Below are 26,202 nucleotides of genomic sequence, written 5' to 3'. Positions count from 1 at the left end.
CTTCTAAGAAGAAGGCTTTCGGTTTGAATAGAGTCTTCTTCTCATCTGTCAAATCTTTCACAATTTGCTGGAATTAGCACCTTATTAACGAATGAACGTTAATGGTTGCTGAGGCGTCATAGGGCCAGTCCCTCTACCTCTCTAGATAAGAATGTTCATATGAAATTTTTATTATGTTTTTTACTTTACAACAAAAGATTATTGAATTGCAACTTTATTTTAAATAATTTTTATTTTTACGCAAGTGTCATTGACTTTTATTTTTGTGCATGCTAAATTTATTAAAAAATTAACAAACATTGTTAAAAGGGGAGCGCATTTCCTTTTAGCTACATAAATAAAATAATAAAGACAAACTCTTATTGAGAGCGGTGGAGGGAAAGGCCCTGTGAAACCCGGCAACCTTCAAACGAAAAGTTTGAAACGGTGCTAATACCTGCAAAACAAATGTTTTGCATAATAAGAGGAGGAACAATTATGTCCCCCTCTTCAAAGTGAAGAGGGGGTTTTTATATTGATAGAAATGAGGGAGATACGTGAATTTACTAGATTTATTATCAAAAGGAATTGTAATAGGTGACGGTGCGGTTGGAACGTTATTACATTCGCATGGTTTACAAAGTAGTTTTGAAGAATTGAATTTGTCTGATCCGGACTTAATTATATCAATCCATAAACAATATGTAGCTGCTGGAGCGGATATTATTCAAACGAATACGTATGGGGCAAATGAAGCGAAATTACGTATGTATGGCTTGGAAAATCAAGTTGTCCAAATTAATAAAGCGGCGGTGAAGCTTGCGAAAGCATCAGTAACAGAGCGGAATGCAATTTTAGGGACAATTGGCGGTATGAAACATATTGGAGCTGTTACAACGACTGATATAGAGCGAGAATTTATGCTACTTGAGCAGGCAGGTGCTTTACTAGAAGAACAGGTTGATGGATTACTATTAGAAACTTTTTATGATGAATTTGAATTATTGCATGCCGTTAAAGTATTGCGTAAACAAACGAATATTCCGATTGTAGCTCAGTTAGCGTTACATGAGGCAGGTACGACTCAAAATGGGAATGATGTAAATGAAATATTAAAACAGCTTTTAGATTACGGTGCAAATGTCGTTGGATTGAACTGTCAACTAGGACCACTTCATATGACGGAAGCTTTCAAAATGATATCGATCCCTCAAAATGGCTATTTATCAGCATATCCGAATGCAGGTCTCCCAAATTATGTGGAGGGGCGTTACGTGTATGAGGGAAGTCCAGCATATTTTGAAGAGATGACACCAAAATTTATTGAACAAGGTATTCGTTTATTAGGCGGTTGTTGTGGTACCACCCCGAAACATATTGCAGGAATGAAACGTGCTATTGCAAATATTGCCCCCGTAATAGCAAAGGAGACGATTCCAAGGCCTAAAGTGGTCCATACACACGAGAAGCGTTCGAGAGCTCATGTTACTCTCGCGGAGAAGGCAAAGAAACAAACGACAGTTGTAGTGGAATTAGATCCACCGAAAACGTTAGATACGCAGCGATTCTTTGAAGGGGCAAGAGCACTGAAAAGGGCTGGAGCGGATGCTATTACTCTAGCAGATAATTCATTAGCATCTCCTCGCGTTTCTAATATGGCTATGGGTGCATTATTAACGAAGCATGATATTCCAGTATTGACGCATTTAACGTGTAGAGATCATAACGTCATTGGATTGCAGTCTCATTTGCTTGGATTATCAGCATTAGGTATGGAGGAAGTGTTAGCTTTAACTGGTGATCCAGCGCGTGTTGGTGATTTCCCAGGTGCAACTTCTGTATATGATTTGTCATCTATCGAGCTAATTAAAATGATTAAAGAGATGAACGACGGTCGTTCTATTTTAGGGAAATCAATCGGCCCGGCAACAAGATTTTCTGTCGGAGGTGCATTCAATCCTCATGTAAGACATTTAAAAGCAGCGGTAAAACGAATGGAAAGAAAAATAGATGCTGGAGCAGAGTACTTCTTAACTCAGCCGATTTATGATGTAGCTTTAATTAAAGAAGTATATGAAGCGACAAAGCATTTGGAACAACCTATCTTTATTGGAATTATGCCGTTAGTAAGTAAGAGGAATGCCGATTTTCTTCATTTTGAAGTGCCGGGTATTACTCTTCCAGAAGAGATAAGGCAAAGAATGGATGGACATGAAACGAAAGAGGCAGCTATCGAAGAAGGAATTCGTATTTCACAACAATTAATTGATGCAGCGATGAAATATTTTAACGGTATTTATCTTATTACGCCGTTTTTAAAATATGAAATTACAGAACATCTCGTGAAATATGTGAGAGAAAAGCAAGAAGTGAAAGAAGTGAAAGAAGGTATTAATTGATGAAACGAATAGAAGAGAGATTACAACATGAAATTTTAATATTAGATGGTGCAATGGGAACGATGATCCAACAAGAAGACTTAACAGCGGAAGATTTTGGAGGAGAAGAATACGAAGGTTGTAATGAATATTTAGTAAAAACAAGACCCGATGTTATTTTAAAGATTCATAAAGCTTATATTGAAGCTGGTGCAGATATTATTGAAACAAATACGTTTGGTGCAACTAATATTGTACTAAGTGATTATGCATTGTCTCATTTAGATGAAGAGTTAAACGAAAGGGCAGCGCTTTTGGCGAAGCAAGCGGTTAAAGAAAGCGGAAAAGAAGTATATGTTGCGGGAGCGATGGGACCAACGACGAAAGCGATTAGTGTTACAGGCGGTGTGACTTTTGAAGAGTTAATCGAAGCATATACAAGGCAAGCGAGAGGATTATTAAGAGGAGAAGTTGATGTATTGCTCGTTGAGACGAGTCAAGATATGCGTAATGTAAAGGCTGCATATATTGGAATTCAATCGGCGTTTGAAGAACTAAACAAAATAGTACCTATTATGATTTCGGGAACAATTGAGCCGATGGGAACGACTTTAGCAGGGCAAACAATCGAAGCTTTTTATTTATCAATAGAGCATATGAAGCCGTTATCTGTTGGATTAAACTGTGCGACTGGTCCGGAATTTATGAGGGAACATATTCGTTCGCTATCTGATTTATCGGAGTGTTATATTTCTTGTTATCCAAATGCCGGTCTTCCAGATGAAGATGGGCATTATCATGAATCGCCAGCTTCACTTGCTGAAAAAGTAAAACGTTTTGCTGAGGAAGGCTGGATTAATATTATTGGTGGTTGTTGTGGCACAACACCCGCACATATAAGTGCAATGAAATCGACGCTTGCCTCGATTAATCCTCGTGAGCATCATGAACGAGTTGGACATGGAGTTAGTGGGCTAGAAGCACTGCAATACGATGATTCTATGAGGCCCCTATTTGTTGGAGAAAGGACGAACGTAATTGGATCGCGTAAGTTTAAAAGATTAGTAGCAGAAGGGAAATTTGAAGAGGCTGCTGAAGTGGCAAGAGCGCAAGTGAAGAAAAATGCTCATATTATTGATATTTGTATGGCGGACCCTGATCGTGACGAAATAGAAGATATGGAAAGATTTTTGGCAGAAGTTACGAAAGTGCTAAAAGTCCCGATTATGATTGATTCGACAGATGAAAATGTTATGGCGAAAGCTCTTACTTATATTCAAGGAAAAGGCGTTATTAACTCTATTAATTTAGAAGATGGAGAAGAACGTTTTGAAAAAGTGACACCTCTTCTTCGGAAATACGGTGCTGCTATAGTTGTAGGGACAATTGATGAAGATGGTATGGCGGTTAGTGCAGAAAGAAAGATAGAAATTGCTAAAAGAAGCTATGAGTTACTAACGAAGAAGTACGGTATACGCCCATCTGATATTATTTTTGATGCGCTTGTGTTTCCTGTAGGAACAGGTGATGAAGAATATATAGGTTCAGCGGCAGCGACTATAGAAGGGATTCGTCTTATTAAAGAAGCGTTACCAGAATGTTTGACTATTTTAGGGGTGAGTAACATATCATTTGGTCTACCGCCGGCCGGCCGAGAAGTGTTAAATTCGGTCTTTCTATATCATGCAACGAAAGCAGGATTAGATTATGCGATTGTCAATACGGAAAAATTAGAGCGCTATGCGTCAATTCCGGAGGAAGAAAAACGTCTTGCAGATGCATTATTATTTGAAACGACGAAAGAGACGTTAGAAGAGTTTACAAACTTTTATCGTGTTGCCAAAACGAAAGATGTCGTTGTACAAGAAACGCTAACGCTTGATGAACGATTAGCAAACTATATTGTAGAAGGTACGAAGCAAGGACTACAAGAAGATTTAAGTCTCGCGCTTACAGAAGGACGAAAACCGCTGGATATTATTAATGGTCCACTTATGACAGGAATGGATGAGGTGGGGCGATTATTTAATAATAATGAGCTTATAGTTGCTGAAGTATTGCAAAGTGCTGAAAGTATGAAAGCTGCCGTAAGCTATTTAGAGCCACATATGGAATCTAGCGATAGTGCGAAAAAAGGGAAAGTATTATTAGCGACCGTTAAAGGGGACGTACATGATATTGGGAAAAACCTTGTTGAAATTATTTTATCAAATAATGGATATGAAATTATTAATTTAGGAATTAATGTTCGTTCGGATAGAATTGTTCAAGAAGTACAAGAAAAGAAACCTGATATCATTGGTCTTTCCGGTTTATTAGTAAAATCAGCTCAACAAATGGTAACGACTGCCGAAGATTTAACAGCAGCGAATATTGATATTCCAATTGTTGTCGGCGGTGCAGCGCTAACGAGAAAGTTTACAGATAATCGTATTTCTCCATCATATAAAGGGCTCGTATGTTATGCGAGTGATGCGATGACTGGCCTTGATATTATTAATCGGTTACAAAAAGAAGAAGAGCGTGAGAAGATGAAGCAAGATAAAAAGGAACGCCATCTTCATATTGTGAAACAAGAGGAGAAGAAAGTAGAAATTCCGGCAGTTATTGAACCTTTACCAAAAGCGACGGTTATAGTGCCCGATTCAACAAAACGAATTGTATTACGCGATATTCCGGTTTCACATCTTTCCCCATTTTTAAATAGACAAATGTTACTCGGGCACCACCTTGGATTAAAAGGAAACGTAAAAAAACTCCTGCAAGAAGGAGATAAAAGAGCGCATGAGCTAAATGACTTAATTGATGAATTATTACAAGAAGGACAATCTTGGTTACGTCCGAAAGCGGTATATCAATTTTTCCCGGCGCAAAGTGATGGACAAAATATCGTTATATACGATCCAGAAGATCATACACGTATTATTGAGCGATTCGAATTTCCGAGACAAGGAAAAGCTCCATACCGTACTTTAGGTGATTACTTACGCCCGATTGGAGATGAGATGGATTATGTTGCTTTCTTATCTGTCACTGTTGGAGAAGGTGTCCGCGATGTTGCAGAGGAATGGAAGGCGAAGGGAGATTATCTACGCAGTCATGCGATTCAATCGTTAGCACTCGAATTAGCAGAGGGGCTCGCAGAGAAAACACATATGTTAATTCGAGATCGCTGGGGAATTCCAGATTCACCAGAACTGACGATGGAGGAACGATTCCGTACAAAATATAGAGGTATTCGTGTTTCATTTGGTTATCCAGCATGCCCAGAACTTGCTGACCAAGAAAAATTATTTCGCTTAATTCACCCAGAGGAAATAGGTATTTCATTAACAGAAGGATTTATGATGGAGCCGGAAGCGTCTGTAACGGCCATGGTATTTTCTCACCCTGAGGCAAGGTATTTTAGTGTACTATAGTGTAGAAGGGGGAGACGTATGAAAAAAATAGTCTTTACAGGTGGCGGTTCGGCAGGACATGTAACACCTAATTTAGCAATTATTCCACATTTACAGGAAAAAAACTGGGGCATTTCTTACATCGGTTCTCATCAAGGAATTGAAAAAACGATTATAGAAAAGGAAGGAATTCCGTACTATAGTATTGCAAGTGGGAAGCTACGTCGTTATTTTGATTTGAAAAACATAAAAGATCCTTTCCTTGTGATGAAGGGTGTTATGGATGCGTATATAAGGATTCGCAAACTAAAACCGGATGTTATTTTTTCAAAAGGTGGTTTCGTATCTGTACCAGTCGTAATTGGCGGATGGTTAAATAGGGTGCCGGTTTTGTTACATGAGTCTGATATGACACCTGGACTAGCAAATAAAATTGCGCTCCGTTTTGCCTCAAAAATATTTGTTACATTTGAAGAAGCTGCGAAGCACTTACCGAAAGAGAAAGTAATATATACAGGATCGCCCGTGCGTGAAGAAGTACTAAGAGGAAATCGTGAAAAAGGTTTAGAGTCTCTAGGGTTTTCCCGTAAGAAATCAGTTATTACTGTTATGGGAGGAAGTTTAGGAGCAAAGAAGATTAATGAAACTGTTCGATTGGCACTTCCAGATCTTCTGAAAAATTATCAAATTGTTCATCTTTGCGGAAAAGGAAATCTTGATGAATCATTACAAAATAAAGAAGGATATAGACAATTTGAATATGTACATGGAGAGTTACCAGACATATTAGCAGCAACAGATTTTGTTATTTCACGTGCAGGATCCAATGCGATTTTTGAATTTTTAACATTGCAAAAGCCGATGCTTTTAATTCCGTTATCGAAATCTTCAAGTCGCGGAGATCAAATTTTAAATGCAGAATCCTTTGAAAGACAAGGGTATGCATCGGTATTATATGAAGAGGATGTAACGGTGGACTCGCTTATAAAGCATGTAGAAGAGTTATATCATAATAATGAAACGTATAAAGAAGCGTTAAAAAAATATAATGGAAAAGAAGCGATAAAGACCATTATTAAGCATATCTCGGAGGCATGATTTTTAAATCATGCCTTTTTCAATAGAATGAAAGGTTCGAAGAATTGATATATTTATGTTACAATAACAGATGGTTAATAGGGAAATTCCAATTGATTAAGCGTGAAAATACGAATGGATTAGGAGTGACTGTGTTGGAGCTAAGTCTCTATGAAAATACTGCACTTATTATATGCTTTGTGTTGTACGTTGGTAGTGTTATTGTTTATATTTCACGGAAATTTTCACAAGAACGAGAGCTTGAGAAATCAGAAATAACAGCTGAACTAGAAATGTTAGCTGATGAAAGTTATAAAAAACAAAAAATAAAAGAAGACCATGAGGCACCCCATCATTTAAACACAAATAAGTTCTAAAGATGGGGATTTATTTTGAAAAAAATCCCATTAACGCTAAAGAAGGAGTTTCCCCATACATAATTAAGGAGTGTATATAAATGAATTTTTATATCGCCTCAGGATTTCAAAATAAACATCTTGTACGCTCTATAGCGAATGAACTGAAAAATTCAGGATGGCACCATACATATGATTGGACCCAAAATGAAAGAGCAGTTAATCAAGAACAATTAAGAGAAATTGGTCAGGCAGAGAAGAATGCTATAAAAGAAGCCGATGTCTTTTTACTTATATTAGATGGCGGAAATGGAAGTCATACAGAGTTTGGAATGGCGATTGCGCTAGAGAAAAAGGTATATATTTATCATGAAGGAAACCCGTTGCAAACAACGTTTTACCATTTGCCAGAGGTAAGTGTTTTTGAAGGAGATGCAGAATTGTTTGCATCTCATGTTATAAATAAAGTGAAATAATAGTAACTACCTAAAAGATTATAAAGGTAATCTTTTGGGTACAGTGATGATAAGTAAAGTATATAAAGGAGTTATAAATATGAAATTAGAAAATGGATGGGAAACGAGTTTTTTAGAAGTTGTACAAAAAAGTGAATTCAAGAAAGATGCACTTCTTAGTCAATTGCTTAGTGAGGATAGCGAAGAAGTAGAAGAGCTTGTTGACGATTACGGCTACGAAGAGATTATTGAACGCGAACATGATGATGAGTTAGCGGAAATTTTAGGAGAAGAACTTTTCAGTGAGATGGAACGACACGTATTCTTATCTTCAAAACCAGAAGAAAAACTTATTTCATTCGTCAATGGATTAGGTTTTCATGTGTTAGATTGGATCGTTCTTCTTGAAACTGAATTTGGCATTGATAGTGCAAACTTTACGTCGGATGCTGTGAAAATGTTAGAAAAGCGTTTCAGACAATTTCCATACATAGAGGATAAGACAATTTTTGATATGACGTTTGGAGAAGCAATGGATGTATTACAATCCATTACTGGATTACAGCTAAAGGGAAAAATGAACGTATAATGAAAAAGAACGTGAGGATATCACGTTCTTTTTTTACATAATAATAATTTTATCATCTAGTTTTGTCTGCCCAGTAAGAAGTGCGTTTAAATATTCCACTTTTCTTATACAAGCTTGTATATGTCTTTCAACCTCTTGTAACTCTGCTTGATGATGCGTTTCAATTGGATGAATTTGTACGTTGAATTTTTCAAATTGACTACTATATGTTATTTCTGCATAGCCGCTCATAATATCAGTTTCGTTATGAAATAAAAATTGCTTCGTTTTGTCACAGAATGATACATCCTGAAAGCCATATACTTTTAATGCTTCAATTACTTTTTTTATCATGTTTGTATTCATTTTTTAACCCTCTTTACGAAGTTCTACTTATATATTATAACATAAAAAAATACATAGAAAGCGCTTCCAAGTGTATTTTATTATAAATTTTACGTTTCAATCATAAAAATGAAACAAAGAAAAAATAATTGTAAAGAAGGAAGGACTCTTTTATTGTTTCGTCATATATATAGAGAAATAGTGCAATGAAAGGAAATTTTCCGAAGTTGTGTTCGTATTTCCAATTTGAGCGCAGTAAAAGAGGTGAGAATCTTGAACTTTGATATTGTAGGGCAAAAAGCATATATAAAAGATGGGCCGCATCGGAACCGAATTGGAATTGTAAAGAAAAAGGAAAAACAATTAGAGACATATTTTGTAATTGTAATTGATGATCAAAGTATTGATGTAGAGCTAAAGGATATTGTTTTAGTTGGAGTAGATGTGCGGCAATTTCATGAATGGTGCGAGCAAAATGGTTATTTGTAAAAGGGACGGGCTGTGAGAAAATAAAAGATATTGGTAGAGCTTTATTTATAGTATTTGAGACGATATGTTATGCCTTATGTTTGAAAGATAAAGTGAAACTTTAATCAGTGGGGGTTTTGTTCATCCCCCACTGATTATTAGTTGAACCAATCGGGCGTTTACGGGCAGTAAGGCTCCCACCTAACTTCCTCGCATTCTCCGAATTTTGAGGTGGGAGCCTTACTGCCCGTTAATGCGGGATAAAGAGGAAGATGGGAAGAAATAAAAAAGGAAGCTAACAATTTACCATGTTAGCTTCCTTTTTTATTATGAAGCAATTTCCCCAGTTTTTACATCGTCTTGATTGTACGTATCTTGATCTAATTCACCAAGCCATTTACTAGAAATAAGACCTGCTGTCATAGAGCCACTCACGTTAAGAGCTGTACGCCCCATATCGATTAATGGCTCAACTGAGATAACAAGAGCGACAATACCGATTGGTAAGTTCATTGTAGATAGTACGATTAATGCTGCGAATGTTGCACCGCCACCAACACCGGCAACACCGAATGAGCTAATTGCAACGACAGCGATTAAAGTTAAAATGAATTGTGGTTGTAACGGATCAATTCCGACAGTTGGAGCGACCATCATTGCAAGCATCGCTGGATAAATACCTGCGCAACCATTTTGACCGATAGATACCCCGAAGGATGCAGCGAAGTTTGCGATTCCTTCTGAAATACCAAGTTTTTCTTTTTGTGCTTCAATATTTAATGGCATTGCACCTGCGCTAGAGCGAGAAGTGAATGCGAAAGTTAATACAGGGAATACCTTTTTTACATATTGAATTGGATTTAAACCAGATAGAGCAATTAATAATAAGTGAATGATAAACATTACGATAAGTGCTACATAAGACGCCAAAACGAAATTACCAAGTTTTAAAATAGCATTTATATCGCTACCAGCAACTGTTTTCGCCATAAGTGCTAATACGCCGTATGGAGTAAGTCGTAAAATTAACGTTACCATTCGCATTACGATCGCATATGCAGCATCAAGCATCTTTTTAAATAACTCAGCTTGTTCTGGATACTTTCTCTTTACACCGATAAAGGCAATTCCGATAAAGGCTGCAAAAATTACGACAGAAATTGTTGATGTAGGACGAGCACCTGTTAAATCAAGAAATGGATTTGTAGGTAACAGTTCTAATAATTTGTCTGGAATTGTTGTTTTTTCAATTGAAGTAAATCTTTCTTCAACTAGCTTCAGGCGAGCAGATTCTGCAGCACCTTGTTGTAAACCTGTTGCTGATACATCAAATCCTGCACTTGCAGCTATACCGACAGCTGCAGCAATTCCTGTAGTAAGAATTAAAATTCCGATAATAAGACCACTGATTTTACCAAGGTTTTTAGTTAATTGTAATTTTGTAAATGCTGAAATAATAGATACTAAAATAAGTGGCATAACGATCATTTGTAGTAATTTCACATAGCCGTTACCGATTAAACCGAACCAGTTATTAGATTCAATAATTACTTTAGAAGTAGGCTCATAAATGAATTGTAATATAAGACCAAAGATAATTCCGACTCCTAAAGCAGTAAATACACGTTTATTAAAAGATACATGCTTACGTTGCATATAATACAATACACCAACTAAAATGAGCATGACTGCGATGTTAATACCGACAAGCAGTGTATTCATGTTAATTCCCCCTAATTCCAATGTGTTATATAGAATATAAGTCAATAAAACCTATAAGTCAACTAGGGAATTACGGGAATTAAAAAAAGATGGCAAATTTGCCATCTTTTAATGTCCAACTCCAGGGACAAGTAAAAACGTTGTGTACCATGTAAATCCAATGAAGAACACTGTTAAATACGCCCCGAATACGTATATATACATACGCTCTGTTAATTTTAAATAGCTTAAAAGTACGAAGAAACCTGTTTGTCCTAAAAATAGTAGTGCGGTCGAATGCATATCCCCTAAGTAAAACATAACCGAGAAAATTCCAGTCCAAAAGCCGAGAACGCGAAACATGCGCTCCATGCCATCTCCCTCCTTTTCTAGAAAAAGTAAAACCTCTCTTCATTATAGTTTATTTTTCATACTATTGTAAATATTCGTTCATATAAAAGAAAAGAAGCCAACTATAATTGACTTCTTCTCAGATAGGAAATTAAATTTGAATTTTATAGTTACAAGATTTACATCCTTCAAGTAGACTATCATTTCTTGTTAATTCCGCATTCGGGAATAGGATTTCAAAAATTCCTCTCATCATATCTCCGTGCATATTACAAATTTCAGTCGGATGATGAACAGCGACTTCTTTAAATGGGCAATTGTGTACATCATAGAAAATTTTAGTTCCATCTGTACTTAATTCAAAAGCAGGAGATAAGCCAGCTGTTGAGAATGCTTCTTTTGCGATTTGAATTTTTTGTTCTATTGTTAATGCTTCTTCACTTACATTTAACTGATGCATATGTTGTTCCATTAATTCTTTACCAAATTGTTTTCCTGTTTCATAAAGTGCTTTTTCACCAGCTGCCCCAAGGCTAAGTAGTGAATTAAAAGCTACTTTCGCTAATAATTGATAATCGCGAAATGGGAATTGTAACTGGATGACATCTTGAGACAAGACGTATAGTCTGCTCGGTCGCCCGCCCTTTCCAGTTTTCTTTGTTTCTGACTTTAGCATATTAACATCTTCTAATTTAGATAAATGCAAGCGTGCTACGTTTGGATGAATGTTAAACTCATCTGCAATTTCTTGTACAGTTACGTAATTATGTTTTTGCGAAATGTATTTATAAATGTAATAACGAGTTGGGTCAGATAATACACCTGTAATTTTTAAAGTTTGTTCCATGAGGATCTCCACCTTTATCACTTTATCCAAGATATTAACATTATAATACAGATAAACTTACATATAGGTAATTTCAGACAATAATTCGGAAATTGTTCATAATTTCACAAACATATTTTTCCTTTTTATTCTAGTGAAAAGACAAAAGTACTAATTTTTCTTTTCCAGTTTTTCATGATATATACATGGTGAGGAGGGAAGTTTGATGAATGGTGTCGAGCTTTTTGCGAATATGATTATGAAAGAAGCTTGCGGGGTACAAGCATCGGACCTACATATTGTACCAAGGCAAAAGGATGTGGCGATTCAATTACGTATAGGAAAAGATTTAATTACGAAACAGTATATTGAAAAGGACTTTGGAGAAAAGCTTGTTTCGCATTTTAAATTTTTAGCATCGATGGATATAGGAGAGAGGAGAAAGCCACAAAGTGGTTCATTGTATTTACAAATCGATGGACAGGAAGTATATTTACGCCTTTCAACACTTCCAACAGTATACCAAGAAAGTCTCGTTATTCGCCTACATTTACAGGCATCTGTTCAGCCACTGTCTCATCTTTCATTATTTCCAAGCTCAGCGAAAAAATTACTCTCTTTTTTACATCATTCTCATGGGTTACTCGTGTTTACTGGACCGACGGGCTCTGGAAAGACAACGACAATGTATGCATTATTAGAGGCAGTTAGAAAAAGACAAACACGTCGCATCGTTACACTTGAAGATCCGGTTGAAAAAAGGAAGGACGGCTTATTACAAATTCAAATTAATGAAAAAGCAGGTATCACATATGAGACGGGACTAAGGGCTATTTTACGTCACGATCCGGATATTATTTTAGTCGGTGAAATTCGTGATGAAGAAACAGCAAAAGTAGCTGTAAGAGCAAGTTTGACTGGACATTTAGTAATGACGACGTTGCATACAAATGATGCGAAAGGAGCGATACTACGATTTATGGATTACGGTATTACACGACAAGAAATTGAACAATCATTATTAGCCGTAGCAGCGCAGCGACTCGTTGAACTAAAATGTCCGTTTTGCAAAGGGAAATGTTCAACTTTATGCAAATCAATGAGGCAAGTAAGGCAGGCGAGCATTTATGAGTTGTTATATGGATATGAATTGAAACAAGCGATTAAAGAAGCAAGTGGAGAGCATGTTATGTATAACTATGAAACATTGGAATCGGCAGTGCGAAAAGGATATGCTTTAGGGTTTTTAGAAGAAGATGTTTATGTTTAAGAGAAAATGGAGTTTAAGCGATCAAGTGTTACTGTTGAAAAGGCTAGGCGATTTATTAGAAAAAGGTTATTCACTTTTACAGGCGTTAGAATTTTTGCAGTTTCAATTACCTTCAGGAAAGAAAGATCAGGTACAGCGCATGATAGAGGGGTTGAAAAACGGACAAAGCTTGCATGATTCTTTTCATCAATTAATGTTTCATCCGGATATGCTAAGTTATTTGTTTTATGCTGAGCGACACGGTAATATTTCTTTTGCATTGCAACAAGGGAGTGTGCTTCTTTATAAGAAGGATAAATATAAGAAAGATATGATGAAAGTACTTCAATATCCTATTTTTTTAGCGGTTTTTTTAATGCTTATTCTTTCTGTTTTCAACCTCGTTTTATTGCCACAGTTTGAAACTCTCTATAGTTCTTTACGTTCTACAGCATCACCTCTTACGGAGCAAATTTTATTTATAATCAAATCATTACCTTACTTCATTTTTATCATTGTTCTTACTTTAATAATTGGATTTAGTTTATATATGTTTTACTTTCGAAAACTTTCTCCTATTCAAAAAGTAAAGATTTTAATCCATATTCCTCTCATGAAAACATTTCTTATTTTAAATCATTCGCATTATTTTTCTGCTCAATTAAGTGGATTATTACAAGGTGGATTGTCAGTGCTAGAAGCTTTAATAGTAATGATGGAACAAAAGCATCATCCGTTCTTTCAGTATGAAGCAACCAGGATTGAAAGACAATTAATTGCGGGAGAACAGTTACAAACTATTATTGCTAAAAGTGGTTATTACGAAAAAGAACTTTCTTATATTATTACGCATGGACAAGTAAACGGTAATCTAGCAAATGAGCTTGGTGATTATAGTGAACTGATTATTGAAAAGGTAGAACGGAAAATTAAAAACATTTTAGTTGTAATTCAGCCGATTTTATTTACATGTATCGGGGTTATAGTCATTCTTATGTATTTGGCAATGATTATGCCAATGTTTCAAATGATGAATTCAATTTAGGGGGATTTGTATGGAGAATGAGAAAGGTTTTACTCTTTTAGAAATGCTATTAGTAATGGTTGTTATATCTGTATTATTACTATTGATCATTCCAAATGTAGTTACACAGCGTTCCTCAGTGCAAGGAAAAGGGTGCGACGCATATGTAAAATCTGTAGAAGCACAAATACAAGTATATCAGTTACAGTATAATAAGATTCCATCAATAGATGCGCTTGAAGAAGGAAAGTATATTACTTCTAAAACATGCCCGAAAGGTGAATTAATTTATATTTCCGATGATGGTGTAGTATCTGTCGGGAAATCGTGAAGCAAAAAGGTTTTACGTTTTTAGAAATGTTACTCGTTTTATTTACTATTTCTGTACTGAGTGTTGTTGCGCATTTTAATGTTACTTCATTATATGAAAAACAAAGAGTTGAGCAGTTTTTGAAACAGTTTTCAAATGATGTTTTGTATATGCAGCAGTTAGCGATTAAGCATCAAAAACAGTACACGTTACGATGGTATAAAGAGAAATATATGTATTATATTTGGGAATCGGAGACGGAATCTTTAATTGCTAAGAGAGAATATGATAAAAATATACAAATTGATTTGCATACTTTTCCAAACCCGATGACGTATAATTTGAGGGGAAATATTAATAGGGGTGGTACGATTTTACTTTCGTATCGAAATTACAAATATGAGATTGTATTTCAGCTCGGAAGAGGGAGATTTACGTATCGTGAAGTGTCAAAAAGGGTCAGTAATGGCTGAGATGCTAGTAGCGCTAAGTTTATTAATGATGGCGGTATCGTTATTGCTCCCGCAAACGATATTGATTATGCAAGAAAGAAAAAATATACAAATGCGCTATAAAGCATTTGTATTATTAAAAAAAGAAGCAACCTTATTCGTGTATGAGAATGAGGAAAAGCGAATAAAAGAGCAAGTTATAAAAGGAGTTGTATATTACACATATTGGAGAGGAGATGAAGTTTGTACGATGTGGCATGATGTGAAAGGGAGAACAATGGAGCAATGCCTTTATGCAGAGAAAAAATAAATTAGAAGCGGGGTTCACATTAATAGAAATGATTGCGTGTTTGTTTCTTTTATTAATGTTCTTTTTACTTTTACCACGGCTTCATATTATAGGGATCGAAAATATACAGTCAAAAGGATTAAGTGATTGGGAGTGGGATGTATTTTTAGAGCAAGTGCAAATGGAGTATCGTGAAGTATCAATGGGGAGAAATATAGTAATTGAAAATAATGAAAGTATTTTGCGTTTCCAACACCGTAATGGTGATGAGGTGACGTATGAAAAAGTGAATAGTAATCTTATAAGAAAAGTAAATATGCGTGGAGGAGAATTTATATTACAAAAGGTTGAAGCAGTTTCGTACAAATTAACACCTCATTTGCTATTTATATACGTGAAAGATATAAGAGGTGAAATATATGAAGGTGTTGTTATGCGCTATAGTGAAATTGGAATAGAAACATGAGAAAACAAGATGGATTTGCATTGCCAGGAACAATTATTTTGCTGGTTTTATTAACTTCTTTTTTGATGTATGAAACAAATATGTTACTTTCGGATAAAAAATTTTATATTGAAATAGAACAAAAAATTTTTATGGAGGAACTTGTTGATCGAGCTATTGCAGATATAAAAAAAGACTTACAGCAAAAAGAAAAGAATGATACATTTTTATTTCAGTATGAAAAAGGAAAAGTGAGTGGAAAATATGTCTTTGAAAATGATGTTATTATCATTTCGTTGCAGTGTGTTACGAAACAGAAAGTTTTTTATGTAGTGAGCTTTCGCTATAGGAAAAAGGATAATAAAATATTTGATTGGGTAGAAGGCTGATATGTAAATGTAATTGAGAGAACTGGATGTCAATATTTATATAAAATATATATAGAAAAACCATGTATCTCGATTCAAAAATGAGTCGAGTTTTTTTATGGGAATGGATAAATATAGAAGGTTAAAGTTTAAATTTTCTCAAAAAAGAGAAGGGTGGGAAGAGTATGATATATTCATGCTATCCGATCATTTTTTTAAGGGAGATAGGTACATGGAAAATGAAAATCAAATAGTTGGAAATAAAGAAATGACGATTTTTGATCACAAAGGCAACACGATTGTGACAGAGGATAGAGATGTACACATTATCTCAAGATTCGAAGAGCCTCTTATTGTCGTATTAGCAAATGTATTAAGTGATGAAGAATGCGATGAATTAATCGAATTGTCTAAAAATAAAATGGAGCGTTCTAAAATTGGTTCATCACGTAATGTAAATGATATTCGAACAAGTAGCGGTGCATTTTTAGAAGAGAATGAACTTACTTCGAAGATTGAAAAACGAATTTCATCTATCACGAATGTTCCTGTAGCGCATGGAGAAGGATTGCACATTTTAAATTATGCAGTGGATCAAGAATATAAAGCGCACTATGATTATTTTGCGGAACATAGTAGATCAGCTGCTAATAATCGTATAAGTACTCTTGTGATGTACTTAAATGATGTAGAAGAAGGCGGGGAAACATTCTTTCCGAAATTAAATCTTTCTGTACACCCTAGAAAGGGAATGGCAGTATACTTTGAATATTTTTATCAAGACCAATCACTAAATGAGCTTACGTTACACGGAGGGGCACCTGTTACGAAAGGCGAGAAATGGATTGCAACGCAATGGATGAGAAGAGGTACTTATAAGTAAAAGCAAGCTAGCAAGCTTGTTTGATTGTGAAAAAATAGTGAGTATGTTACGTTTTGTTCTTCATAGCATAAGAAGAACAAAACGTTTTTTTATTAAATAAAGTAACATCTTTCGTTATAATAACAAATAATAACGGATGATTGAGAGGGACGAAAATGAAGTCTATATACATAACTGGTTATATGGGAGCAGGGAAAACAACAATCGGGAAAGCACTAAGTAAAGAACTTCATATGGATGTTGTAGACACAGATCACCAAATTGAAGAGAAGCAAGGAAAGTTAATTCGGCACATTTTTGCCGAAGAAGGAGAAATTGTTTTTCGTGAATATGAAAGTGAAATGTTGCGTTCACTACCAGCCCATAATGTAATTATTACAACTGGTGGAGGGATTATTGAACGCGCAGAAAATCGAAAGTGGATGAAAGAGAACGGCACTGTCGTATATTTATATTGCGATCCATATGTGATTGCAGAAAGGCTTCGTGAAGATACGACACGTCCGCTATTTCAGAAGAAAGATATAGATGCATTTGTAACGAAATTCGAATCGCGCCGAGCTTATTATGAAGAGGCGGATATTCATATTGATACGACAAATAAGTCTGTAGAACAAATTATGAATGAATTAAAGGGGAAGATTAATGTATAAAAAAGTGGACATACTAATCAAGTAGAGGTGATGATAATATGTCTACTAATGATTATGTTCGCTTTGTGACACAGCAATTTGTGTCATATATGGATGCTCCAAAAGAGGATCGAAAACAAAAGAAGGAACAACGCCGTGCAGAGAAAGAGCCATTCTTAAATAAATGGTTTGGTGTTATGCCGCTGAGCGCTGCTTTGTTTTATCGAAATGTAAAAGATAAAAGAAAAAAATCAAGCTAATTATTTTCTACGAGTATTTACGGTGAAAATACATTGGATTCTTTTGTGATAAGTATATGGAATGAAAAATCCCTAGTGCAATAAGGCACTAGGGATTTTTTCTATTGTACAGACTCTTTTTCTTCTGTAACTGCATGTATTTTATTATTTACCCATACAAATCCTATTCCTATACAAATAGAAATTCCCCAACCAACAGCGGTCATAATAGCTCTCATTTCACCATATCCATCTACACCGAAAACAGAGATAAAATAGATTTTCAAGAAGCTTTTTAAAATAAATTGAAGACCAAAAAATAGTGTTAAATATTGTAATGCTGGATATATACGGCTATCACGATAAAGCTCACGGCTTTTATCGCGATCATGACCTTGCAGTGCTGCAATATCCGCAGCAAAATATAACATAAGTGGTTTTTTTATAAAAATTGAACATATGACGATAATACCGAGTACGATATGGTAATATGCATCATTCCATAACATTCGTTCGGCTGATCCTGATATTAAATCTACAGTTGTATTAGCGATGAGTGTGATTAAAATAAAGAACCCTGTCACGTTAAACTGTTTTTCCTTTTTAAACGTATACAGTGTATAAATAATCCCAGGGACAGATGAGATTAACATCGCGTAATAAGGATCGATATAAGGTTTTGCAAATTTCCAAATGAGGAATGGGAATACGAGATAAAAGACAAGATCTAATATAGCTTTTTTATTTTGATTCATATAGAGCCTCCTTAAGTCATACATATATTTTATAATATAATTTCTGAAAATTGTATAAGGTTTAGTGGAAAAAGAAAAAGTATATCAATCTTTGGGGGAGTAGTAGATTGAAAAAAATTGCCCCTAGCGTAGTAAGTTTTTTTAGTATATAATAAAGGAAACGCTTTCATTTTTGATTTGTTCACAAAATGGACGGAAAATCACATATTTACTATTGATATGTTGCTTTATAATGAAACTAATTAAATATACATGCATACAATATTGTGAAATAAATAACATAAATAATCTATATAAATGTAAACGTTATCAAAGAGAGAGGTGGAGACAATGAGTAAATTTTTCTTCAATCATAATCCAGCAACATTAGAGGATGGAAGGCTTGTTAAGTATGCTGAAATTATTTATGGAGAAGGTGGCCGTTCTGTATTAGAAAATTTAATGGTGAAGGCATCTATCAGATTGCGTGATCGTTATCCGAATAAATCTGACGAGCAAATCTCGAACCTCGTAAATCAAGGTATCCATGATATGTTTCAAAAATACGTGAATGAGTAAGAGTAGCTAATTGCTGCTCTTATTTTTTTGTATAAGGATTGAGCCTCTAGCTGAAAATAAAGGTGCATGTTGAAACATGAAAAAGGAGGGGAAAAGATGAGCAATGGAATTGGGCGTTCAAAAGAGAATCTTCCGACTGATGCAAATCATGTAAGTGCGAAGGATCGTGCATATCAGAAACGTATGACGAAGAAAAACCAGCAAGAGCGTAATGACGATAGAGAATAGGCTGGGAAATATCTTAAAAGAAGCTCCTTCTAAAGCTGAAGGAGCTTTCTTTAAGATAGAAAATGATTTGCGGTAATATAGAAGAGACCACCGTTTATAATTTGCATTGTAATGCGTGGTTCGTATTGTTCTTGTAATGCTTGCTTTTCAATTTCATAGCTTTCTGGCAGTTCATCGTTATCTTCGTAAAACCGATTTAAAAGGTCTAAATCGTGATTCCAACGCACTCTTGCTTCTTTTGCCCACGTATGGTCGTCTTCAGCTATTATACTTTTTAAAGCATCCTCTATACGTTGTAAGCCACTTTGTGGCTTAATGATAGGTGAGAGTGTAAAACAAAAATCAGGTATTTTCGGCGTGAGTTTGATCTCTGCTAAAGTGTCATGAAAGTTTGCAATCATTGTGCCAGAAATAAGATGAATACCGATGGAATGAAGTATGTCTTTTTTTCGGTCGCATTGATAAGATACTTTTATATTTACACCAAGCCAAGGATGTAGAGGGGTATGAGTTGCCCCGCTATGTTTCACTTCCTCATATAAACGTATGTATGAACCTAGTTCTTTTGTTGTTTCAAAGATTTGATGCAAGCGTGGTGAACCGTAATGAATAAGTTCACCATCATTTTCTTCATCCTCCGAATTTGTAAGGAGAGTAAGACGCATCGGATTAGGAATGCCTCCTGTTTTTTCGAGATAGTGCCAATAGAAAGGACGATTCATTAATAATTTGTCCATTTCAATTGTTAATTGTACATCTAATAGATGAGGAGAGTGCTTTAAAATTTCACAGTTATTCGCCTCGAAAAAGTTGTATAAGTAATTATGAATTTCATTTTGCTGCATAGTCTTGCACCTCAGCTTCATTGCGCTTCGCAAAATCGATAATAGATGTTAAATTTTCCATCTTGATTCGAATTTCACCTTCGCTTTTTGATTGCGCGAAAATTTCTTGAATATGCGCATCAATATTTTTCATATTGATTCTCGTTAAAATTTCATCGAGTTCACCGATCACACGTTCAAATAAATTAATTTTTTCATATAGTAGTTTTAAAATGTGCTCTTCAACAGTATGTTTTGTTGCTAAGTTATAAATGTGAACATCATTTTTTTGTCCTAGGCGGTGAATACGCCCAATCCTTTGCTCGAGGCGCATTGGATTCCATGGTAAGTCGTAATTAATCATATGGCTACAAAATTGCAAGTTAATTCCTTCACCGCCAGCTTCGGTCGCAATTAACACTTGTGCATGATTTTGGAAAAGCTCCTTCATCCAATCTTTCTTCCCGCGCTTAAATCCACCGCGAAATGGGACAGAGGAAATTCCATGTTGTTGTAAGAACCATTGTAAATACATTTGTGACGCTCTATATTCAGTGAAAATGATGACCTTATCGTCAATTTCTTTTATAAGCTCTAGAGCTTTATTTGCTTTTGAGTTGAACGGAATATGATTAATTTTATCCATCAGCACATCAATATGTGGGTCCTTTATGTAATGCTCATTTTCTTTCTGCCTTTTTTCTACATGTTTTTTTAATGAATAGTAAACAGCTTCACGACTACTACATGCCTCTCGTTTTAAAGTTAAGGATGAGAAAGCGGACGTGAAGGCATCTTGTCCTCGCCAATTTTCAATTTCATTATATAAAGCTTGTTCTTCCTTATTAAATTCAACGAATAATGTTCGTACATGCCTCTTTGGCCAATCAATTCCAGTATTATGACGTCTATTTCGAACCATCACTTTGTTGATGAGAGTTTTTAAATCTTCATCAGATTCAGCTGAACGATTTTTGGAAGCATAATATTCTTCAAAATTAGATTGATTGCCTAAATGACCTGGTTTTAATAAAGAAACAAGGTTGAAGATTTCATCAATTTTATTTTGAACGGGAGTTGCGGTTAGTAATAAACAAAACTTCTTTTTTAATCGTTGTGCAAATTCATAGTTTTTTGTTTTATTATTTTTTAGTTTATGTGCTTCATCGATAATAATCAGATCATACTCTAAGTTTAAAACGATATCACGATGTGGCGAACGTTTCGCAGTATCGATTGATGAAACGATGACATCAGCTTGTTCCCAAGAATAACTTTTCTTTTGAGCGACCGCAGGAATAAAAAATTTTGTGTTTAGTTCATACGCCCACTGAGACACGAGGGAAGCTGGAACGAGAATAAGTACCTTTTTTACGAGTCCACGCACCATATATTCTTTTAAAATAAGACCAGCTTCGATCGTTTTTCCAAGTCCGACTTCGTCTGCTAGAATCGCTTTACCATTCATTTGTTCAATGACATTTTGAGCGACTTCTAATTGATGCGGAAGCGGCGTGAAATGTGATAAATGTTTCGGTGCTTGCAATCCATCAAAAGTAGGGACGAGTAATGATTTCTCTGTTTTATAAGCTAAATGATATAAATCCCAATTTGTCCAAGGACCATCTTCATCAATTCGTTTTAAAAAATTGTTTTGCCACGTTCGATCTACGGAAATATCGACATTCATTAAGACTCTCCCACCTTTTATAAACTAAAATGATTATGAAAAAAATCTTTAATATAAGCCTTGTAATAAGGCGCTATCACACTTGCTAAAGGTTAAAGAATAGGCAATGATAAAGGGCTAAATCCCAGAAGTTGTATTTAATTAGATTAAGAATAAAAAATTCTAAATTATTTTTTATGCTAGAATATTGATGAAATATAGCGAATAATGTTAGGATAATGGTGTGAAATGTGTGGAATCTTTCGTATTTTATCCAAGAAAGTAACTTTTTATTTACGCTTTCATAAAAAAATATAATGAGATTCCGTATATCCTTATCTTTTCAGAATGAAAATGTTTAGATATGGGAAGCAACTTTTATTGATTTGTCAGAGCATAAGGGGGAAAGAGCATGATTACATTACAACGTACACCGTTATTTGATGTATACGCGAAGTATGGTGGGAAAACAATCGACTTCGGTGGTTGGGAATTACCAGTTCAATTTTCAAGCATTAAAGAAGAACACGAAGCTGTACGTACAGCGGCAGGTTTGTTCGATGTATCTCATATGGGAGAAGTAGAGGTAAAGGGTGTAGATAGTTTAGCATTTTTACAACGTGTTGTTACAAATGACGTATCTACCTTAAAGGTAGGAGGCGCACAATATACAGCTATGTGCTATGAAAATGGTGGCACTGTAGATGATTTATTAATCTACAAACGTGGTGAAGAAGACTATTTATTAGTAATCAATGCATCAAATATCGAGAAAGATTACGAATGGTTAGCAAGTCATGTAATTGGCGATGCGAAAGTAGTCAATGTTTCTAGTGAAGTTGCACAGCTTGCAATTCAAGGACCAAAAGCAGAAGGCATTTTACAAAAAGTTGTGTCAGAAGATTTGAAAGAAATTAAGTTCTTTAAATTTAAAAACGATATTCTTGTAGATGGAATTCCTGCACTTGTATCTCGTACAGGTTACACGGGTGAAGATGGATTCGAAATTTACTGTAAGAGTGAAGATGCTGCAAAACTTTGGGAGAAACTTCTTGAAGTTGGAGCAGAAGAGGGCTTAAAAGCATGTGGTTTAGGTGCTCGTGATACACTTCGCTTCGAAGCAACTCTTCCGTTATACGGACAAGAATTATCAAAAGATATTACACCGCTTGAAGCAGGAATTGGCTTTGCGGTAAAAACAAATAAAGAAGCAGACTTCTTTGGAAAAGAAACGTTAAAAGAGCAAAAAGAAAACGGTGCACCTCGTAAGTTAGTCGGCATCGAAGTAATCGAACGTGGTATTCCTCGTACGCATTACCCTGTATTTATAGGAGAAGAAAAAATCGGGGAAGTAACGAGTGGTACACAATCTCCAACGTTAAAGAAAAGCATTGGTTTAGCACTAATTGATGTAAAATACGCAGCAGTTGATACAGAAGTAGAAATTGAAATTCGTAATAAACGCGTCAAAGCAGTAGTTGTTCCAACACCATTTTATAAACGTTCAAAGTAACGGGGAGAGGGGTAGATTTCATGTTGCATCGTTATCTTCCAATGACAGAAGAAGACAAAAAAGAAATGTTACAAACAATCGGCGTTCAAACGATTGATGAGTTATTCTCTGATATTCCAGAGAGTGTTCGTTTTAAAGGGGATTTAAAAATTAAAGAAGCAAAATCAGAGCCAGAGCTTTTAAAAGAGTTATCTCAAATGGCTAGTAAAAATGCGAACTTAAAAGAATACGCTTCTTTCTTAGGAGCAGGCGTATACGATCATTACGCTCCAGTAATTGTTGATCATGTTATTTCTCGTTCAGAATTTTATACAGCTTACACACCATACCAACCAGAAATTTCACAAGGGGAGTTACAAGCAATTTTTGAATTCCAAACAATGATTTGTGAATTAACAGGAATGGATGTAGCAAACTCTTCTATGTATGACGGAGGTACAGCTTTAGCTGAAGCGGCAATGCTAGCAGCTGGTCATACGCGCAAAAAGAAAATTCTTGTGTCTAGTGCAGTTCATCCAGAATCAAGAGCGGTACTTGAAACATATGCAAAAGGTCAACATCTTGAAGTTGTTGAAATTGATCATAAAAACGGTGTAACAGATTTAGAAGTATTACAAAGTGAAGTAGATGATACAGTTGCTTGTGTAATCGTTCAATATCCAAACTTCTTCGGACAAGTTGAAAAGTTAGCTGATATCGAAAAAATCGTTCATCAACAAAAATCATTATTTATCGTTTCTTCAAATCCATTATCATTAGGCGCATTAACACCGCCAGGGAAATTGGGTGCTGATATTGTAATCGGTGATGCACAACCATTTGGTATCCCAACGCAGTTTGGTGGACCTCATTGTGGTTACTTTGCAACAACGAAAGCATTTATGCGTAAAATTCCAGGACGTCTTGTCGGACAAACTGTAGATTCAGATGGTAAACGTGGGTTTGTATTAACATTACAAGCACGTGAACAGCATATTCGCCGTGATAAAGCGACGTCTAACATTTGTTCAAACCAAGCGTTAAATGCATTAGCAGCATCAGTTGCAATGACAGCACTTGGAAAACAAGGTGTGAAAGAAATGGCACGTCAAAATATTTCTAAAGCACAATATGCAAAACGTCAATTCGAAGCGAAAGGTTTCACAGTAACATTCGCTGAACCATTCTTCAATGAATTTGTTGTAGATTGTAAACGTCCAGTTAAAGAAGTAAATGATGTATTAATACAAAAGAATATTATCGGTGGTTACGACCTAGGCCGTGATTATAAAGAGCATGCAAACCATATGCTTGTAGCAGTAACAGAGCTTCGTACAAAAGAGGAAATTGACACACTTGTAAACGAAATGGGGGCTATCCAATGAAGAACCAAGACCAAGCACTTATTTTTGAAATGAGTAAAGAAGGACGCGTAGGATATAGCTTACCCAAATTAGATGTAGAAGAAGTAAAATTAGAAGATGTGTTTGAGAGTGATTATATTCGAGTAGAAGATGCAGAGCTTCCAGAAGTATCTGAACTTGATATTATGCGCCATTACACAGCGCTTTCAAACCGTAACCACGGTGTGGATTCAGGATTCTATCCACTTGGATCTTGTACGATGAAATATAATCCGAAAATTAATGAAAACGTAGCACGCTTCGCAGGCTTTGCAAATATTCATCCACTTCAAGATGAAAAAACAGTGCAAGGTGCAATGGAATTAATGTACGATTTACAAGAACATTTAATTGAAATTACAGGTATGGATACCGTTACATTACAACCAGCAGCTGGTGCACACGGAGAATGGACAGGTTTAATGTTAATTCGTGCATACCATGAAGCAAAAGGTGACTTTAACCGTACGAAAGTAATTGTTCCTGATTCTGCTCACGGAACGAATCCAGCATCTGCAACTGTAGCTGGTTTTGAAACAATTACAGTAAAATCAAATGAAAATGGTCTTGTTGATTTGGAAGACTTAAAACGTGTTGTCAATGAAGAAACGGCAGCACTTATGTTAACAAATCCAAATACATTAGGCCTATTCGAAGAAAATATTTTAGAAATGGCAGAAATCGTCCATAATGCAGGCGGTAAATTATACTATGATGGTGCAAACTTAAATGCCGTATTAAGTCAAGCTCGCCCAGGAGATATGGGATTTGACGTTGTGCATTTAAACCTTCATAAAACATTTACAGGCCCGCACGGCGGCGGTGGCCCAGGTTCTGGTCCAGTAGGTGTGAAAGCTGATTTAATTCCGTTCTTACCAAAACCAATTTTAGAGAAAACGGAAAACGGTTATCACTTTAACTACGACCGTCCAGAAGCAATTGGACGTGTGAAACCATTCTATGGTAACTTCGGAATTAACGTTCGTGCATACACATATATTCGTTCTATGGGTCCAGATGGATTACGTGCAGTAACTGAGTATGCTGTATTAAATGCAAACTATATGATGAGAAGATTAGCACCGTTCTACGATCTTCCATTCGATAGACATTGTAAGCATGAATTTGTATTATCAGGTCGTCGTCAAAAGAAACTTGGTGTACGTACGTTAGATATTGCAAAACGTCTGCTTGATTTCGGCTACCATCCACCAACAATTTACTTCCCATTAAATGTGGAAGAATGTATTATGATTGAGCCAACAGAAACAGAATCAAAAGAAACGTTAGATGGTTTCATTGATAAAATGATTCAAATTGCTAAAGAAGTAGAAGAAAATCCAGAAGTTGTACAAGAAGCGCCACATACAACGGTAATTAAACGTTTGGATGAAACGATGGCTGCTCGTAAACCAGTGTTACGTTATGAAAAACTAGCACCTGTACAAGTTTGATTGGAAAAAAAGAACTCGCTATATGC

General features: G+C 35.6%; 30 protein-coding genes and 2 riboswitches. Of the genes, 22 read left to right on the top strand and 8 right to left on the bottom strand.

Features of this window, described 5'->3' with window-relative positions:
- Positions 1–38: 38 nt before the first annotated feature.
- Positions 39–152, bottom strand: a riboswitch (SAM riboswitch).
- Positions 153–356: 204 nt separating this feature from the next.
- A riboswitch (SAM riboswitch) is annotated at positions 357–466 on the top strand.
- Between the two features lie 70 nt (positions 467–536).
- The 6 genes from VK90_RS17060 to VK90_RS17035 all read left to right on the top strand — a co-directional run bounded on the left by VK90_RS17060 (position 537) and on the right by VK90_RS17035 (position 8,232).
- Entirely contained in the window at positions 537–2,378 is a 1,842-nt protein-coding gene (locus VK90_RS17060) for a bifunctional homocysteine S-methyltransferase/methylenetetrahydrofolate reductase (RefSeq protein WP_048374191.1), read from the top strand.
- Positions 2,378–5,776: a methionine synthase gene (gene metH, locus VK90_RS17055; protein ID WP_048374190.1), complete on the top strand. Its 3,399-nt coding sequence runs from the start codon at positions 2,378–2,380 to the stop codon at positions 5,774–5,776. The genes VK90_RS17060 and metH overlap by 1 nt, the downstream gene beginning before the upstream one ends.
- Positions 5,777–5,794: 18 nt before the next feature.
- Entirely contained in the window at positions 5,795–6,853 is a 1,059-nt protein-coding gene (locus VK90_RS17050; RefSeq protein ID WP_048374189.1) for an undecaprenyldiphospho-muramoylpentapeptide beta-N-acetylglucosaminyltransferase, read from the top strand.
- A gap of 95 nt (positions 6,854–6,948) precedes the next feature.
- Positions 6,949–7,209, top strand: a complete 261-nt coding sequence (locus tag VK90_RS17045) for a DUF3966 domain-containing protein (RefSeq protein WP_025147442.1) — start codon at positions 6,949–6,951, stop codon at positions 7,207–7,209.
- Positions 7,210–7,289: 80 nt separating this feature from the next.
- Entirely contained in the window at positions 7,290–7,664 is a 375-nt protein-coding gene (locus VK90_RS17040) for a nucleoside 2-deoxyribosyltransferase (protein WP_048374188.1), read from the top strand.
- Positions 7,665–7,743: 79 nt separating this feature from the next.
- The gene (locus VK90_RS17035) at positions 7,744–8,232 is read left to right on the top strand and encodes a hypothetical protein (protein ID WP_048374187.1); all 489 of its coding nucleotides are present in this window, start codon (positions 7,744–7,746) and stop codon (positions 8,230–8,232) included.
- Between the two features lie 33 nt (positions 8,233–8,265).
- On the opposite strand, the gene VK90_RS17030 is transcribed toward VK90_RS17035, so the two are convergent.
- Positions 8,266–8,577: a hypothetical protein gene (locus VK90_RS17030; RefSeq protein ID WP_048374186.1), complete on the bottom strand. Its 312-nt coding sequence runs from the start codon at positions 8,575–8,577 to the stop codon at positions 8,266–8,268.
- A gap of 252 nt (positions 8,578–8,829) precedes the next feature.
- Between VK90_RS17030 and VK90_RS17025 the strand changes: the two genes are divergently transcribed.
- Positions 8,830–9,045, top strand: coding sequence for a DUF3912 family protein (locus VK90_RS17025; protein WP_002173455.1), 216 nt, complete (start codon positions 8,830–8,832; stop codon positions 9,043–9,045).
- A gap of 306 nt (positions 9,046–9,351) precedes the next feature.
- Here VK90_RS17025 and VK90_RS17020 read toward each other — a convergent pair whose 3' ends face one another.
- From VK90_RS17020 to VK90_RS17010, 3 genes are all read right to left on the bottom strand, one after another.
- On the bottom strand, positions 9,352–10,746 hold the full coding sequence (locus tag VK90_RS17020; RefSeq protein ID WP_048374185.1) for an L-cystine transporter: 1,395 nt from the start codon (positions 10,744–10,746) through the stop codon (positions 9,352–9,354).
- 108 nt (positions 10,747–10,854) lie between these two features.
- Positions 10,855–11,097 carry a DUF2626 domain-containing protein gene (locus VK90_RS17015; RefSeq protein ID WP_002173453.1) on the bottom strand — a complete coding sequence of 81 codons (243 nt, stop codon included), beginning with the start codon at positions 11,095–11,097 and terminating at the stop codon, positions 10,855–10,857.
- Positions 11,098–11,227: 130 nt separating this feature from the next.
- Complete coding sequence (locus tag VK90_RS17010) at positions 11,228–11,923, bottom strand: helix-turn-helix transcriptional regulator (RefSeq protein WP_048374184.1); 696 nt, start codon at positions 11,921–11,923, stop codon at positions 11,228–11,230.
- A gap of 205 nt (positions 11,924–12,128) precedes the next feature.
- On the opposite strand from VK90_RS17010, the gene comGA reads away from it, so the two are divergent.
- The 10 genes from comGA (at position 12,129) to VK90_RS16960 (ending at position 17,814) form a co-directional block, all read left to right on the top strand.
- Positions 12,129–13,172 carry a competence type IV pilus ATPase ComGA gene (gene comGA / locus VK90_RS17005; RefSeq protein ID WP_048374183.1) on the top strand — a complete coding sequence of 348 codons (1,044 nt, stop codon included), beginning with the start codon at positions 12,129–12,131 and terminating at the stop codon, positions 13,170–13,172.
- The gene (gene comGB / locus VK90_RS17000) at positions 13,159–14,196 is read left to right on the top strand and encodes a competence type IV pilus assembly protein ComGB (protein WP_048374182.1); all 1,038 of its coding nucleotides are present in this window, start codon (positions 13,159–13,161) and stop codon (positions 14,194–14,196) included. Before comGA ends, comGB begins: the two co-directional genes overlap by 14 nt.
- A 10-nt stretch (positions 14,197–14,206) precedes the next feature.
- Positions 14,207–14,506, top strand: coding sequence for a competence type IV pilus major pilin ComGC (gene comGC, locus VK90_RS16995; RefSeq protein ID WP_048374181.1), 300 nt, complete (start codon positions 14,207–14,209; stop codon positions 14,504–14,506).
- Positions 14,503–14,958 (top strand): competence type IV pilus minor pilin ComGD, encoded by a 456-nt coding sequence (gene comGD, locus VK90_RS16990; RefSeq protein WP_048374180.1) that lies wholly within the window; start codon positions 14,503–14,505, stop codon positions 14,956–14,958. Before comGC ends, comGD begins: the two co-directional genes overlap by 4 nt.
- On the top strand, positions 14,951–15,247 hold the full coding sequence (locus VK90_RS16985) for a hypothetical protein (protein ID WP_048374179.1): 297 nt from the start codon (positions 14,951–14,953) through the stop codon (positions 15,245–15,247). The genes comGD and VK90_RS16985 overlap by 8 nt, the downstream gene beginning before the upstream one ends.
- The gene (gene comGF, locus VK90_RS16980) at positions 15,231–15,692 is read left to right on the top strand and encodes a competence type IV pilus minor pilin ComGF (protein WP_048374178.1); all 462 of its coding nucleotides are present in this window, start codon (positions 15,231–15,233) and stop codon (positions 15,690–15,692) included. Before VK90_RS16985 ends, comGF begins: the two co-directional genes overlap by 17 nt.
- A complete protein-coding gene (comGG, locus tag VK90_RS16975) occupies positions 15,689–16,060 on the top strand; it encodes a competence type IV pilus minor pilin ComGG (protein WP_002173445.1) in 372 nt (123 codons plus the stop codon). The genes comGF and comGG overlap by 4 nt, the downstream gene beginning before the upstream one ends.
- Before the next feature lie 211 nt (positions 16,061–16,271).
- Complete coding sequence (locus tag VK90_RS16970; RefSeq protein ID WP_048374177.1) at positions 16,272–16,922, top strand: 2OG-Fe(II) oxygenase; 651 nt, start codon at positions 16,272–16,274, stop codon at positions 16,920–16,922.
- 155 nt (positions 16,923–17,077) lie between these two features.
- Positions 17,078–17,575 carry a shikimate kinase gene (locus VK90_RS16965; protein WP_002173443.1) on the top strand — a complete coding sequence of 166 codons (498 nt, stop codon included), beginning with the start codon at positions 17,078–17,080 and terminating at the stop codon, positions 17,573–17,575.
- Positions 17,576–17,613: 38 nt separating this feature from the next.
- A complete protein-coding gene (locus tag VK90_RS16960) occupies positions 17,614–17,814 on the top strand; it encodes a YqzE family protein (protein WP_002173442.1) in 201 nt (66 codons plus the stop codon).
- A gap of 101 nt (positions 17,815–17,915) precedes the next feature.
- Here VK90_RS16960 and VK90_RS16955 read toward each other — a convergent pair whose 3' ends face one another.
- Entirely contained in the window at positions 17,916–18,548 is a 633-nt protein-coding gene (locus VK90_RS16955; RefSeq protein ID WP_025147457.1) for a VC0807 family protein, read from the bottom strand.
- Positions 18,549–18,689: 141 nt separating this feature from the next.
- A complete protein-coding gene (locus VK90_RS28825) occupies positions 18,690–18,806 on the bottom strand; it encodes a GTP pyrophosphokinase (RefSeq protein WP_071718678.1) in 117 nt (38 codons plus the stop codon).
- 72 nt (positions 18,807–18,878) lie between these two features.
- Between VK90_RS28825 and VK90_RS16950 the strand changes: the two genes are divergently transcribed.
- Positions 18,879–19,106 carry a hypothetical protein gene (locus VK90_RS16950; protein WP_000032698.1) on the top strand — a complete coding sequence of 76 codons (228 nt, stop codon included), beginning with the start codon at positions 18,879–18,881 and terminating at the stop codon, positions 19,104–19,106.
- Positions 19,107–19,202: 96 nt separating this feature from the next.
- Positions 19,203–19,334: a hypothetical protein gene (locus VK90_RS31105; protein WP_053081430.1), complete on the top strand. Its 132-nt coding sequence runs from the start codon at positions 19,203–19,205 to the stop codon at positions 19,332–19,334.
- 50 nt (positions 19,335–19,384) lie between these two features.
- Here VK90_RS31105 and VK90_RS16945 read toward each other — a convergent pair whose 3' ends face one another.
- Together VK90_RS16945 and VK90_RS16940 are read right to left on the bottom strand one after the other, a co-directional pair.
- Positions 19,385–20,179 carry a YqhG family protein gene (locus VK90_RS16945; protein ID WP_048374176.1) on the bottom strand — a complete coding sequence of 265 codons (795 nt, stop codon included), beginning with the start codon at positions 20,177–20,179 and terminating at the stop codon, positions 19,385–19,387.
- On the bottom strand, positions 20,166–21,848 hold the full coding sequence (locus tag VK90_RS16940; protein WP_048374175.1) for a DEAD/DEAH box helicase: 1,683 nt from the start codon (positions 21,846–21,848) through the stop codon (positions 20,166–20,168). Before VK90_RS16940 ends, VK90_RS16945 begins: the two co-directional genes overlap by 14 nt.
- A gap of 391 nt (positions 21,849–22,239) precedes the next feature.
- Here VK90_RS16940 and gcvT point away from each other — a divergent pair, with 391 nt between their 5' ends.
- The 3 genes from gcvT to gcvPB are packed head-to-tail and all read left to right on the top strand — an operon-like array spanning position 22,240 to position 26,176.
- The gene (gene gcvT, locus VK90_RS16935; RefSeq protein ID WP_048374174.1) at positions 22,240–23,340 is read left to right on the top strand and encodes a glycine cleavage system aminomethyltransferase GcvT; all 1,101 of its coding nucleotides are present in this window, start codon (positions 22,240–22,242) and stop codon (positions 23,338–23,340) included.
- 20 nt (positions 23,341–23,360) lie between these two features.
- Positions 23,361–24,704, top strand: coding sequence for an aminomethyl-transferring glycine dehydrogenase subunit 1 (gene gcvPA / locus VK90_RS16930; protein WP_048374173.1), 1,344 nt, complete (start codon positions 23,361–23,363; stop codon positions 24,702–24,704).
- On the top strand, positions 24,701–26,176 hold the full coding sequence (gene gcvPB / locus VK90_RS16925; RefSeq protein WP_048374172.1) for an aminomethyl-transferring glycine dehydrogenase subunit 2: 1,476 nt from the start codon (positions 24,701–24,703) through the stop codon (positions 26,174–26,176). Before gcvPA ends, gcvPB begins: the two co-directional genes overlap by 4 nt.
- Positions 26,177–26,202 lie beyond the last annotated feature (26 nt).

The sequence above is a fragment of the Bacillus sp. LK2 genome, assembly GCF_001043575.1.
GTDB classification, from domain to species: domain Bacteria; phylum Bacillota; class Bacilli; order Bacillales; family Bacillaceae_G; genus Bacillus_A; species Bacillus_A paramycoides.
This window is presented reverse-complemented; position numbering and strand designations above follow the sequence as displayed.